Annotated in this window: 11 protein-coding genes; 7 read left to right on the forward strand and 4 right to left on the reverse strand. The window is 58.6% G+C overall.

Translation table 11 applies throughout. The annotated features are described in order from the left end of the window. Positions 1–110: 110 nt before the first annotated feature. Positions 111–851 (reverse strand): two-component system response regulator OmpR, encoded by a 741-nt coding sequence (gene ompR, locus RGU44_RS18505; RefSeq protein WP_219062907.1) that lies wholly within the window; start codon positions 849–851, stop codon positions 111–113. Between the two features lie 232 nt (positions 852–1,083). Here ompR and RGU44_RS18510 point away from each other — a divergent pair, with 232 nt between their 5' ends. The 3 genes from RGU44_RS18510 to gshA all read left to right on the forward strand — a co-directional run bounded on the left by RGU44_RS18510 (position 1,084) and on the right by gshA (position 5,580). Continuing rightward, positions 1,084–3,411: a Tex family protein gene (locus RGU44_RS18510; RefSeq protein WP_322218486.1), complete on the forward strand. Its 2,328-nt coding sequence runs from the start codon at positions 1,084–1,086 to the stop codon at positions 3,409–3,411. Beyond that, positions 3,411–3,794, forward strand: a complete 384-nt coding sequence (locus RGU44_RS18515) for a PaaI family thioesterase (RefSeq protein WP_322176918.1) — start codon at positions 3,411–3,413, stop codon at positions 3,792–3,794. Before RGU44_RS18510 ends, RGU44_RS18515 begins: the two co-directional genes overlap by 1 nt. A gap of 199 nt (positions 3,795–3,993) precedes the next feature. Next, a complete protein-coding gene (gene gshA / locus RGU44_RS18520) occupies positions 3,994–5,580 on the forward strand; it encodes a glutamate--cysteine ligase (protein WP_322218489.1) in 1,587 nt (528 codons plus the stop codon). Positions 5,581–5,637: 57 nt separating this feature from the next. Here gshA and argA read toward each other — a convergent pair whose 3' ends face one another. Both argA and argE read right to left on the reverse strand, forming a co-directional pair. Further along, positions 5,638–6,936, reverse strand: a complete 1,299-nt coding sequence (gene argA / locus RGU44_RS18525; RefSeq protein WP_322176920.1) for an amino-acid N-acetyltransferase — start codon at positions 6,934–6,936, stop codon at positions 5,638–5,640. A 146-nt stretch (positions 6,937–7,082) separates the two neighbouring features. Continuing rightward, on the reverse strand, positions 7,083–8,231 hold the full coding sequence (gene argE, locus RGU44_RS18530) for an acetylornithine deacetylase (RefSeq protein ID WP_322176921.1): 1,149 nt from the start codon (positions 8,229–8,231) through the stop codon (positions 7,083–7,085). 142 nt (positions 8,232–8,373) lie between these two features. Between argE and RGU44_RS18535 the strand changes: the two genes are divergently transcribed. Next, on the forward strand, positions 8,374–9,741 hold the full coding sequence (locus RGU44_RS18535; protein ID WP_322176922.1) for an inorganic triphosphatase: 1,368 nt from the start codon (positions 8,374–8,376) through the stop codon (positions 9,739–9,741). A gap of 99 nt (positions 9,742–9,840) precedes the next feature. Here the strand turns inward: RGU44_RS18535 and RGU44_RS18540 are convergent, their stop codons facing one another. Continuing rightward, positions 9,841–10,311 (reverse strand): Lrp/AsnC family transcriptional regulator, encoded by a 471-nt coding sequence (locus RGU44_RS18540; protein ID WP_322176923.1) that lies wholly within the window; start codon positions 10,309–10,311, stop codon positions 9,841–9,843. 128 nt (positions 10,312–10,439) lie between these two features. Between RGU44_RS18540 and RGU44_RS18545 the strand changes: the two genes are divergently transcribed. The 3 genes from RGU44_RS18545 (at position 10,440) to RGU44_RS18555 (ending at position 13,804) form a co-directional block, all read left to right on the forward strand. Next, positions 10,440–10,787 (forward strand): hypothetical protein, encoded by a 348-nt coding sequence (locus tag RGU44_RS18545; RefSeq protein WP_322176924.1) that lies wholly within the window; start codon positions 10,440–10,442, stop codon positions 10,785–10,787. 117 nt (positions 10,788–10,904) lie between these two features. After that, a complete protein-coding gene (locus RGU44_RS18550; RefSeq protein WP_322176925.1) occupies positions 10,905–12,689 on the forward strand; it encodes a GspE/PulE family protein in 1,785 nt (594 codons plus the stop codon). 194 nt (positions 12,690–12,883) lie between these two features. After that, a complete protein-coding gene (locus RGU44_RS18555) occupies positions 12,884–13,804 on the forward strand; it encodes an SPFH domain-containing protein (protein ID WP_219062944.1) in 921 nt (306 codons plus the stop codon). Position 13,805: the final 1 nt, after the last annotated feature.

The raw sequence follows: 13,805 nt of genomic DNA on the forward strand, positions 1-13,805 counted from the left end.
GGTATCCGTCGCGTAAACGCCTCGACCCAAAACGTCGATAGCCCTGAACAGGGCTATCGAGTGTGTCAGTCAGGACTCAGCGGTCCTGGTTGGCGCCTACACAGCGCCAATCACTTGGTTCCGGCACCATCGGGAACAAACACATAACCCACGCCCCAGACAGTCTGGATGTAGCGCGGTTTGGAAGGGTCCGGCTCGATCAAGCGACGCAGTCGCGAAATCTGTACATCGATGGAACGCTCCAACGCATCCCACTCGCGTCCACGGGCCAGGTTCATCAACTTGTCGCGGGTCAACGGCTCGCGGGCATGCATCACCAACGCTTTGAGCACCGCGAATTCGCCAGTGGTCAGCATGTGCACTTCATCGCCACGCTTGAGCTCACGGGTTGCCAGCGACAGTTCATAGTCACCGAATGTCACGGACTCATCTTCACTGCCTGGCGCACCGGGAACAGGCACCGCCTGACGACGCAATACGGCTTTGACCCGTGCCACCAGTTCATCGGGGTTGAACGGCTTGGACAGGTAATCGTCAGCACCCAACTCCAGACCACGAATTCGGCTCAGCTCATCGCCTTTGGCGGTCAGCATGATGATAGGCACCTGATTGTTCGCAGCACGCAAGCGGCGGCAAGCGGACAGCCCGTCTTCACCCGGCAGCATCAAATCGAGGACAACGAGGTGGAAAACCTCGCGTGCGAGCAGGCGATCCATTTGCTCGACGTTGGCCACGGCGCGCGCGCGATAGCCTTTGCTGGTGAAAAAACGCTCTAACAGGCTGCTTAATCCTGGGTCGTCGTCAACGATGAGGATTTTTTCGCCTTCAGCAGGTTGTGCAGTACTGCTCATTAGATGCTCCTTTGATCTCGGTGCGCATTATGGCGTAGCTGCCGGTTTACGTACTGTGTGCATTGTTAGCAGATTTTTCCTGAGTCGCCAGCAACGGTTGTTGGTAGCCCTCGTGAAAGGGCGCAATCCCCCTATTCAGAGATCGCTGGGTATAATGCGCCGCCTTGAAGTCAGGTAGCGCCTGACAATGGCCAATCGCGTTTTATTTGCTCACAATTTGCCAGGTGGTTTTATGGACAGCATCAACAGCCGCATCGCCGAGGAACTCGGTGTCCGCCCACAGCAGGTCGCAGCGGCCGTCGCTCTGCTGGATGAAGGCTCAACCGTGCCGTTCATCTCCCGTTACCGTAAAGAAGTGACCGGCAGCCTTGATGACACCCAGTTACGCCACCTGGAAGAGCGCCTGCGCTACCTGCGCGAACTCGACGAGCGGCGCATCAGCATCCTTGCGAGCATCGAAGAGCAAGGCAAGCTGACCCCGGAGCTGGCGCGCGACATCAAACTCGCCGACACCAAAACACGCCTCGAAGATTTGTACCTACCCTACAAACAAAAGCGCCGCACCAAGGGCCAGATTGCCCTGGAAGCTGGCCTGGGCGAGTTGGCCGACGGTCTGTTCAACGACCCGACCCTGAACCCGGAAAGCGAGGCAGCACGGTTTGTCGACGCGGAAAAAGGCGTGGCCGATGTGAAAGCCGCCCTCGAAGGCGCCAAATACATCCTGATGGAGCGCTTCGCCGAAGACGCCAACCTCCTGGAGAAACTGCGCAGCTTCCTCAAACACGAGGCTGTTCTCAGCGCCCGCGTGGTAGCTGGCAAGGAAGAAGCCGGCGCCAAGTTCCGCGATTACTTCGAACACGACGAACCCCTGAAAAGCATGCCATCGCACCGCGCCCTGGCCATTTTTCGCGGTCGTAACGAAGGTTTTCTCAGCTCATCCCTGAAAGTTGGCCAAGAGCTGCCTGGCGCCATGCACCCGTGTGAAATGATGATCAGCGAGCGTTTCGGCCTGCAAAACCAGAATCGCCCCGCCGATAAATGGCTGGCCGAAGTGGTCCGCTGGACCTGGAAGGTCAAGCTCTACACCCATTTGGAAACCGACTTGTTTGGCGAACTGCGCGACGGCGCGGAAACCGAAGCGATCAATGTGTTCGCGCACAATCTGCATGATCTGCTGCTGGCGGCACCGGCTGGCCCTCGCGCCACCTTGGGCCTGGACCCTGGTCTGCGCACCGGGTGCAAAGTGGCGGTGGTCGACGCGACCGGCAAGCTGCTCGATTACGCGACGGTTTATCCGCACGTACCCAAGAATCAGTGGGACCAGACCATCGCCGTGTTGGCCGCACTGTGCGCCAAGCATTCGGTGGACCTGATCGCTATCGGCAACGGCACTGCCAGCCGCGAGACCGATAAACTGGCCGCCGAACTGATCAAAAAATACCCAGGTCTGAAAATGACCAAAGTGATGGTGTCCGAAGCCGGTGCCTCTGTGTACTCGGCTTCCGAGCTGGCTGCCAAGGAATTCCCGGAGCTGGACGTGACGATCCGTGGCGCGGTGTCGATTGCCCGCCGCCTGCAAGACCCGTTGGCCGAACTGGTGAAAATCGATCCGAAATCTATCGGTGTCGGTCAGTACCAGCACGACGTTTCGCAGCTGAAACTGGCGCGAGGCCTGGATGCGGTGGTCGAGGACTGCGTGAACGCTGTTGGCGTCGATGTGAATACCGCATCGGTTGCCTTGCTCGCCCGCATCTCTGGCCTGAACACCACGCTGGCGCAAAATATCGTCGCTCACCGCGATGAAAACGGCGCCTTCAAGACCCGTGCTTCGTTGAAGAAAGTCAGTCGCCTCGGCGAAAAGACTTACGAACAGGCTGCCGGCTTCCTGCGTGTAATGAACGGCGACAACCCACTGGATTCCTCGGCAGTTCACCCGGAAGCCTATCCGCTCGTAAAACGCATCGCCGCTGAAACAGACCGTGATATCCGTTCGTTGATTGGCGACGCTAGCTTCCTCAAGCGCCTTGATCCGAAAAAATACACCGATGAAACTTTCGGCCTGCCGACCGTCACCGACATTCTGCAAGAGCTGGAAAAACCGGGCCGCGACCCTCGCCCCGAGTTCAAGACAGCCGAGTTCCAAGACGGCGTCGAAGAGCTCAAGGACCTGGAGTTGGGGATGATCCTCGAAGGCGTGGTCACCAACGTGACCAACTTCGGCGCTTTCGTCGATATCGGCGTGCATCAGGACGGTCTGGTCCATATCTCCGCGCTGTCCGAGAAGTTCATCAAGGACCCGCGTGAAGCGGTCAAGGCCGGTGACGTGGTCAAGGTCAAGGTCATGGAAGTCGATATCCCGCGCAAACGCGTCGGCCTGTCGATGCGCATGAGCGACACCCCAGGCGAGAAAATCGACGGTGCCCGTGGCGCGCGTCCTGGGTCTGCTCCTCGCTCGCAACAACAAACCACGCCCCGCAAGGAAGCCCCGGTAGCCGCAGTACCGACCAATAACGCAATGGCTTCGTTGTTCGCCAACGCCAAACAGTTGAAGAAACGTTGATGGTCATCCCCGAAGGGCTGACCCAGAGCGCTTATTTCAAGATGCTCGGCTGCCAGCTGCAGCGCCTGGACGACGGCGTTGCCGAAGTCAGCCTGGCGCTGGAACCTCATCTGCGCAATCGCGGCAACGTGATGCATGGCGGTGCGATCTTCAGCCTGGTCGATATCGCCATGGGGCTGGCCTGTTCCAGCTCCCACGGTTTCGATCAGCAGAGCGTGACGGTCGAGTGCAAGATCAACTACGTCCGGGCTGTGTCCGAAGGCGAGGTGCTGTGCATCGCTAAGGTGTTGCATGCCGGGCGGCGCACGCTGGTTGTCGAGGCAGAAGTGCTGCAGGGCGACAAACTGGTCGCAAAAGCACAAGGGACGTTCGCAGTCATCTAGCTGTCGCACGTCGATTTGGGTTAATTTCGGCACTGCGAAAACAGTGTCGGAATTTTCTGTTCGGGCTGCGGCCAGACCAAGTAACGGGCATCGGCGTTTCAAACCAAAACCAGGCGACAACGCCAGTTCCTCTCTTCACCCTTGTAGACCGTCATTTCCACCCCCATATTGGGGCGACCGACGCGTGAAGGAATCCAACTTGAGCGAACTTCTCAACCGCCGCCTGGCTCTGCTTAGCGAGCGCACTAACCTCTCCCTGATGGAGCAGTGCCTGCACGGGATTGAGCGTGAATGCCTGCGCGTGACGGGCGAAGCACGCCTGGCGCAGACACCGCACCCGGAACAACTGGGCGCAGCGCTGACCCACGAGCAAATCACGACCGATTACTCCGAGTCGCTGCTTGAGTTCATCACGCCCGCGCTGCCGGACCCGGCCGAAACCCTGTCCAGCCTGGACAAGATCCATCGATTCGCCTACAGCAAGCTCGGCAACGAGTACCTGTGGAGCCCTTCGATGCCGTGTCCGCTGCCAGCCGAAGAAGATATCCCGATTGCTTACTACGGCACCTCGAATATCGGTCAGCTCAAGTACGTCTATCGCAAAGGCCTGGCCTTGCGGTACGGCAAGACCATGCAGTGCATCGCCGGCATTCACTACAACTTCTCCTTGCCGGAAAAAGTCTGGCCGCTGCTCAAGCAGGCCGAAGGCTTTGTCGGCACGGACCGCGACTATCAGTCGGCGTCCTATATCGCCCTGATTCGCAACTTCCGCCGTTACAGCTGGCTACTGATGTACCTGTTCGGCGCCTCGCCGGCACTGGATGCAAGCTTCTTGCGCGGTCGCTCGCATCAGTTGGAGCAATGGGACGCCGACACGCTGTACCTGCCCTACGCCACCAGCCTGCGCATGAGCGATCTGGGCTACCAGAGCAACGCCCAGGCCGGCTTGACCCCGTGCTACAACGACTTGACCAGCTACACCGACAGCCTGCGTAAAGCGGTGGCGACGCCGTATCCGCCGTATGTCGAGATCGGCACCCACAAGGATGGCGAGTGGATTCAGCTCAACACCAACATCCTGCAGATCGAAAACGAGTACTACTCCAACATTCGCCCTAAACGCGTGACCTACTCCGGCGAACGTCCGATTCAGGCGCTGGTGGCCCGTGGCGTGCAATACGTTGAGGTCCGCTGCCTGGACATCAACCCTTTCCTGCCTATGGGTATCGATTTGCAGCAAGCGCGCTTCATCGACGCGTTCGTGCTGTATTGCGCCCTGCAGGACAGCCCGCAACTGGCGAACAACGAATGTACCAACGCAGCCTCGAACTTCCTGACGGTGGTCAAGGCAGGTCGTCGTCCGGGTCTGGAATTGCGGCGTAACGACACCACGATCGACTTGAAAGCCTGGGCCACCGAGTTGCTGGAAAAAATCGCACCGTTGTCGCAGCTACTTGATCAGAGCCACGGCGGCGAAGAACACGTTAAAGCCCTGGCCGCGCAATTGGCCAAGGTCAACGATTCTTCACGGACACCTTCGGCACAAGTGCTGGCAAGCATGACTGAACACAAGGAAGGCTTCACCGCGTTCTCCTTCCGTCAGAGCCAGGTACACGCTGAGTACTTCCGCAGCGAACCGTTGAGCGCTGAAGAACAGTTGCACTTCGAAACCCTGGCCCGCAACTCAATTACCCAACAGGTCGAGCTGGAGCAAACCGAAGAGATTGTCGATTTCGATACGTTTGTCGGTTCGTATCAAGCAAGCATTTTGGCGATCAGTAACTGACGCCATCGCGGCAGGACGTGCAGTTACAAGCACGTTCCGCCGCGATGGACACAGCCCCTACAACGCCTTCTCGAAGATTTTCGAATTGCGCTGATAGTTGTAAAGCGATGCTCGTGCGCTGGGCAGGCGGTCGACGCTGCTCGGCTCAAACCCGCGCTCACGGAACCAATGCGCGGTGCGGGTGGTGAGGACGAACAGGGTCTTCAAGCCCTTCGCCCGGGCCCGGGCTTCAATCCTCTCCAACAGTTCATCGCCACGCCGGCCATGGCGGTATTCCGGACTGACGGCCAGGCAGGCCAACTCGCCAGCATCTGAATCGGCGATCTGGTACAGCGCGGCACAGGCAATGATCAGCCCTTCGCGCTCGACCACGCTGAATTGCTCGATCTCGCGCTCCAATACTTCGCGCGAACGGCGCACCAGAATCCCCTGCTCTTCCAGCGGAGTGATCAAATCCAGCAAACCGCCGACGTCTTCAATCGCCGCCTCACGCACCAGTTCAAACTGCTCTTGCGCGACCAGCGTGCCGCAACCGTCGCGGGTGAACAGCTCGGTCAACAAAGCACCGTCTTCGGCGTAACTGATGATATGGCTGCGACCGACACCGCCACGGCACGCTTGCGCCGCTGCATCGAGCAGTTCGGCCTGATAGTTGCTCCCCAGCCTTAGCATGTGCGCCGGGACTTGTTGTGGACGCAGCTCGCGCACCAACTTGCCCTGGTCATCCAGCAGGCCGCTCTCGGCACCGAACAGCAGCAATTTATCCGCGCCCAGGTCAATGGCGGCGCGGGTGGCGACGTCTTCGCAGGCGATGTTGAACGTCTCCCCCGTCGGCGAATACCCCAGCGGCGACAGCAACACGATGGAGCGCTCGTCGAGCAGGCGGTTGATGCCTTTGCGGTCGACCCGGCGCACTTCGCCTGTGTGGTGATAATCCACGCCTTCGACCACACCAATCGGCCGCGCAGTCACCAGATTGCCACCCGCCACGCGCAAGCGCGAACCCTGCATCGGTGAAGCGGCCATGTCCATGGACAGGCGTGCTTCGATAGCGACACGCAGGGAGCCTACCGCGTCGATGACGCATTCGAGGGTCGCCGCATCGGTGACCCGCAAATTACGATGGAATTGCGGTGTCAGGCCGCGCGCCGCCAGACGGCTTTCAATCTGCGGGCGAGAGCCGTACACCAGCACCAGTCGCACGCCGAGGCTGTGCAACAGCACCAGGTCATGGACGATATTGCCGAAATTCGGATGATCTATACCGTCGCCGGGCAGCATGACAACAAAGGTGCAATCGCGGTGGGCATTGATGTACGGCGAAGCGTGGCGAAGCCAGTTAACGTAGTCGGGCATAACTTGAAGAGCCTGTAAAAGATTGGACGAACGCGTAAGAACACACACAGCACTGTGGTGGTTATCGTCGGAACAGGCTTGGCAACACGCGCATTCTCCTTCTATTTAGAGCCCAACGGCTTCGAAATCACTTGAGCTGACCCGACTCATGCGGGGGTCAGGCAATAATGTTCAACCAACTGACGTAATAGACGCACCGTAGGCTGCAAGCGTGACATTTCAAGGTATTCGCCTGGCTGATGAGCACAGGCAATGTCACCAGGGCCCAAAACCAGGGTTTCGCAGCCCAGGCGCTGAAGATAAGGCGCTTCGGTGCCAAACGCTACTGCCTCGGCGCGATGCCCGGTCAGACGTTCGGCGACGCGCACCAATTCGGCATCGGCGGCCTGTTCGAACGGCGGCACTTCGGGAAACAGCGGCGCATAGTCTATTTGCACCTTATGCAGTTCTGCCAGCGGTTGCAGCTTCTGCCGAATCGCGGCACGCAACACCTGCGGGTCCATGCCCGGCAGGGGCCGCATGTCGAACTCCAGCGAGCATTGACCGCAAATCCGGTTCGGGTTGTCACCGCCATGAATGCACCCGAAGTTCAGGGTCGGCTGTGGCACGCTGAACTGCGGGTTGTGGTATTCGCCTTGCCATTGCTGACGCAGGCCCTTCAATTCGCTGATCGCCGCGTGCATCGCCTCCAGCGCGCTGTGACCCAGACTCGGGTCGGACGAATGGCCGCTGCGGCCGAGAATATTGATGCGCTCCATCATTACGCCCTTGTGCAGGCGAATCGGCTTGAGCCCGGTCGGCTCACCGATCACCGCCGCACGACCCAAAGGACGACCCGCTGCGGCCAACGCTCGAGCGCCGGCCATGGAGCTTTCTTCATCGCAGGTGGCGAGAATCAACAACGGTTGCTTGAACGGTTGATCGAGCAACGGCTGCACTGCTTCGATGACCAAGGCAAAGAAGCCTTTCATGTCGCAACTGCCCAGCCCTACCCAACGCCCATCGACCTCGGTCAGTTTGAGCGGATCGGTTTGCCACAGCGCGCCATCGAACGGCACGGTGTCGCTGTGCCCAGCCAATACCAGACCGCCCGGGCCGCTGCCGAAACTCGCCAACAGGTTGAACTTGCCGGGCGACACCTGCTGAATGTCACAGGCAAACCCCAGATCACCCAGCCAGGTCGCCAGCAGATCGATCACGGCGCGGTTGGATTGATCCAGCGCGGGCTGGGTGCAACTCACCGACGGCGCTGCAATCAACGCGGAAAACTGGTCTTTCATGGACGGCAAGGGCATGAGCAATCTCCTCGTTTGAGCACCATCATAGGGCTATCGGCCCCCATGAATAAACATGTCCTGTACACTGTTCGGCCTCAGCAGCCACGTATTTGCAGGCTGCGCTCCCGTTATTAGCGATTAGCGCTTGGATTCCCCGGCCATGCAGAAAGAAACCGAAATCAAACTCCGCGTCAGCCGCGAAACCCTCGCCGCCCTGCGCGACCACCCACTGCTGAAAAAGCGCAACAAAAGTGGCTGGGAACGCCTTGAGCTGTTCAATCAGTATTTCGACACGCCTGAACGCGACCTGGCAAATGCCAAAGTGGCCCTGCGCCTGCGCCGTGATGGCGACGCGATCATTCAGACGTTGAAGACTCGCGGGCAAAGCGTTGCTGGCCTGTCCGAGCGCAATGAATACAATTGGGATCTGCCCAAAGCCAAGCTCGACCTTAAAAAGCTCGATGGCGAATGCTGGCCGGAAGAGCTGGCCGAGCTGGATAAAAAGACCATCAAACCGGCGTTCACCACCGACTTCGTCCGCGAACGTGCGGAAATCGCCTGGGGTCGTGGCAAGGCTAAAGTCGTGATTGAAGCTGCTCTGGACCTAGGCCGGGTAGTTGCTGGCAAGCAGGAAGAAGAAATCTGCGAACTGGAGCTGGAACTGCGCGAAGGTGATCCTTCCGCGCTGCTGGAGCTGGCCGCTGAACTGGCTGCCACGCTGCCGTTGATGCCCTGCGACATCAGCAAAGCCGAGCGTGGCTATCGCCTGTTCGACGCCAATAGCTACTCACTGAGCCTACCGGCACCTGAACTGACCGCAGAAATGCCGCTGGACGACGCCTTCGCCGCGCTGGCCTGGCATTTGTTGGCCAGCAGCCAGCGTCTGGCTGAGCAGTACCGTTTCAACGGCCACTGGCGTTTGTTGCAGGATTGGGTGGCGTTGCTGTCCGAACTGCGCGCGTTGGTTGGCAGCCTGGGTCAGGCCGCGCCACGCACCTCGACCCACGAGTTGCGCGCATCGCTGGACGCCTTGCTCGAAGACTGGCGCCCGCTGGTCCAGGCCGGTCAAGACGACCCCGACGTCCGCACCGAAGCGCCCGCCCAGTTCATCGAAGAGCTTACCGACACCCGTTGGGGCCTGTTCTCCTTGAACACCTCGCGCTGGCTGCTGGCTCGCAGTTGGACCGCTGACCGCAACACCCGCGGCAACCGCCAGGGCGCGGCGCAACTGGCTAACTGGGTACCGCGCCTGCTGGCTGAAGAAGCGACTTCGCTGCAATTGGGTCGCTATCAGCAACAACCGGAAGACCTGGCGGAACAACTGCCGCGCATAGAACGCATTCAGGCCTGGCTGCATTTGGCCCGTGGCGTACTGGATTTGCCAGAGTTGGACCGCTTGTACGGCGAGCTGAACAAACTTGAGCAATTGGCGCTTGAGCCGATCAGCGACGAAATCCTCGACGCGCGCGTGCAACAGACCGTTGTGGTGTTCCAAAGCCGCGCATGGAAGACCTTGCTGCGGTTGTAATACCGACTTCACAAATGAATTCGCCCCACAAGGATTGCATGTTTTCCGGGGGAGCGAATTCAAATGCGAATGGCCTGACGCGGTCCACCTGGCACCCCGTCAGCCCAATATCGGCAAACTCGTGGTGGATTTGATCTCTGACAACGCCACCGTCGAGTTGACCTCCTGAATCCCCGGCACCAGCGATAACTTCTCAAAGAAGAACCGCTCATAAGCCTCGATATCCGCAGTCACAATGCGCAGCAAAAAGTCCACCGACCCCATCAGCACATAACACTCCAGCACCTCCGGAAAACCGCGAATGGCTTCGGTAAACTCCGTGAAGTTGGAGCGGCCATGGGCATTGAGTTTTACCTCGGCGAAAATTTGCGTATTGAGGCCGATTTTCTTGCGGTCCAGCAATGTGACCTGACGTCGGATTACCCCCTCATCCTTGAGACGCTGAATGCGCCGCCAACACGGCGATTGCGACAAGCCGACCTGTTCGGCAATTTGCGCGCTGGAGAGCGAAGCGTCTTCCTGCAGCAACGCCAGAATTTTCCGATCATAGAGGTCCAGCTCGCCTTGCATAAAAATCTCCTATTCACAGATAAACCTGCATTAACAAGTCGCAATAAGGCTAATCCAATCGATCATCGATAAGAAATTTCTTTTTCCGTATGCAAAAATCTCCCTCAGTAGAAACAGGAGAGGCCCGCATGCCAACGTTTGAATTTTCAAGTTCCGCGCCACTGCGCCCTGACGTCTGGTCCTCCAGCAATGCCCATACCCGTGCGTACTATCAAATCCTTGCCGAGGCAGAGCCCGACCTTTTATGCCGGGTGCTGAATCTGTTTGCGATGCAGTATTTGATTCCGCAACAGGTCAGCGTTTTGCAGCAAGATCAGATGCTGATGATTGACGTCCAGCTGGACGGATTAAGCTGGCACCGGGCGCAAGTCATTGGCGAAAAAATGCGTAACTTGATCAATATTTGTTCAGTCACCCTGGAACCCAATCCAATTCAGAACGTCTTACCGCAACAGGTAGTTCTGGCCGTCGGATAATGATTCGGTAAATTTTCGCAACCCTTCACCTCGCTCCGGGTAACACATGCGACGCGCCGGGGACTATTCTTGTCTTGCCATTAGCCGGTCAGAGCAGAACTGTCCCAAGGAGCCCGCATGTCCGTCCTCGCCTCAGTTACCCAAGACCGTTGGCTGGATCTCAACGATCTGCTACACGACTTGGTTGCTCAAGGGTTTACCGATCAAGAAAGTGCTGAATACGCGCTCACTCTGCGCCGTTCAGCTCTGAACATTCAATTGCACCCGCTGGAGTTCATCGCCGCCCAACATCTCGATGATTTAAAGCGGCCTGGCAAGAAGCTCGACCTGGAAAGCCTCACCCTCTGGCTCGCGCAGCAGGTCGGTCAGCCTTACCTGCGCATCGATCCGCTGAAGATCGACGTTGCGGCCATCACGCCGCTGATGTCGTACGCTTTTGCCCAACGACACAAGATCCTCGCGGTGGCCGTGGACCGCGAATCGGTGACCATCGCCAGTGCCCAGCCCTTCGTCAGCGCCTGGGAAGCAGACCTGACGCATGTACTGAAATTGCCGATCAAACGCGTAGTCGCCAATCCGGCAGACATCCAGCGTTTGGCCGTGGAGTTTTTCCGGCTGGCGAAGTCGGTCAGCGGTGCCAATGCCTCTGATCTGAAAATGAGCAATCTGGGCAATTTTGAACAGTTGCTCAAGCTCGGCGCCAGTGACCAGGAACCCGACGCCAACGACGCGCACATCGTCAACATCGTCGATTGGCTGTTCCAATATGCGTTCCAGCAGCGTGCCAGCGATATCCATATCGAGCCCCGCCGTGAACAGGGCACCGTGCGTTTTCGCATCGACGGCGTGCTGCACAACGTCTATCAATTTCCAGCCCAAGTCACCATGGCCATCGTCAGCCGCCTGAAAAGCCTGGGGCGAATGAACGTTGCCGAGAAACGCAAACCGCAGGATGGCCGGGTCAAGACCACCACGCCTGAGGGCGGCGAAGTCGAGCTGCGCCTGTCGACCTTGCCCACCGCATTCGGCGAAAAGATGGTGATGCGGATTTTCGACCCGGAAGTGCTGCTGAAAAACTTCGATCAACTGGGCTTTTCCGGCGATGACCTGCGCCGCTGGCAGGACATGACTCAGCAACCCAACGGCATCATTCTGGTCACGGGCCCAACCGGTTCGGGCAAGACCACGACGCTTTATACAACCCTGAAAAAGCTGGCGACCTCGGAGGTCAATCTCTGCACCATTGAAGACCCCATCGAGATGGTCGAGCCGGCGTTCAACCAGATGCAGGTCCAGCACAACATCGACCTGACGTTTGCCAGCGGCGTGCGCGCACTGATGCGTCAGGACCCGGACATCATCATGATCGGCGAAATTCGTGATCTGGAGACCGCAGAAATGGCGATCCAGGCCGCGCTGACCGGCCACCTCGTGCTGTCCACCCTGCACACCAACGACGCGCCGAGCGCCATTAGCCGCCTACTGGAACTGGGCGTGCCCCATTACCTGCTCAAGGCCACCCTCCTCGGCGTCATGGCCCAACGACTGGTGCGCACTCTCTGCCCGCACTGCAAAGCCCCCATCGAGCTGGAAGAAAGCGACTGGCAAACCCTGACCCGCCCGTGGCAAGCACCTGTCCCGAGCGGTGCTCAACGCGCTGTCGGCTGCGTAGAATGCCGTGACACCGGGTATCGCGGCCGCGCCGGAGTGTACGAAATCATGTTGATGTCCGACAGCGTCAAAGCCCTGATCAGCGCCGACCTCGACCTCACCGCCATACGCCGCCAAGCCTTCAAGGAAGGCATGCGCAGCTTGCGCTTGTCCGGCGCGCAGAAAATATCCGCCGGGCTGACCACGCTCGAAGAGGTGTTGCGGGTAACGCCGCAGAGTGAGCAGCGGTGATGGTTATCCTTGTCTGACACACTGTCATCGCGAATGAATTGGCTCCACACTGGACAGCACATGTCCTGTGGAAGCCAATGTATTCGGCACATTTTGTACAAATCTATTCTGAATTATATCGCCATCACCCTCGTATTTCTGCCTAAATGAGCCGTTCATCACCAGACAATCCATAACCAAAACAGGGAACCGTTATGCAAATCGGTAGTGTGCTTTTACTTTTCGTCGGGCTGGCGATTGCCATTGTGTTCATGGGTTTCAAGGTGGTGCCGCAAGGTTATCAATGGACGGTGGAACGCTTTGGCCGTTATACCAATACCCTGAAACCGGGCCTCAACATCATCGTGCCGGTGATGGACCGTATCGGGCGCAAGATCAATGTGATGGAAAGCGTGCTGGATATCCCGCCGCAGGAAGTCATCACCGCTGACAACGCCACGGTGCAGATTGATGCGGTGTGCTTCTTTCAGGTGGTCAACACCGCGCAGGCCGCGTACGAGGTGAATAACCTCGAGCACGCGATCCGTAACCTGCTGCAAACCAATATCCGTACGGTGCTCGGCTCCATGGAACTGGATGCCATGCTTAGTCAGCGCGACGGCATCAATGAAAAGCTGCTGCGCACTGTCGATGAAGCGACCGCGCCATGGGGAATAAAGATCACCCGGATCGAGATCAAGGACATCAGCCCGCCCGCCGATCTGATGGCTGCAATGTCCGGGCAGATGAAAGCGGAGCGGATCAAGCGCGCGCAGATTCTGGAAGCAGAAGGCCTTCGGGCATCGGCGATTCTCACCGCTGAAGGCAAGAAGCAGGCACAGATCCTCGAAGCCGAAGGCGGTCGTCAGGCGGCGTTCCTTGAATCCGAGGCGCGGGAGCGTCAAGCCGAAGCAGAGGCACGGGCCACCCAAGTGGTGTCCGAAGCGATTGCCAACGGCAACGTGCAGGCGATCAACTATTTTGTCGCACAGAAATACATCGATGCGCTGGGTAAACTCGCGTCAGCCAACAACAGCAAAGTGATCTTGATGCCACTCGAAGCCAGTCAAGTGATTGGTGCCGTGGGCGGTATCGGCGAGATCGTCAAAGCTACCTTCGACACTAAAAAGGGCTGAG

The organism is Pseudomonas sp. 5C2 (genome assembly GCF_034314155.1).
GTDB lineage: Bacteria > Pseudomonadota > Gammaproteobacteria > Pseudomonadales > Pseudomonadaceae > Aquipseudomonas.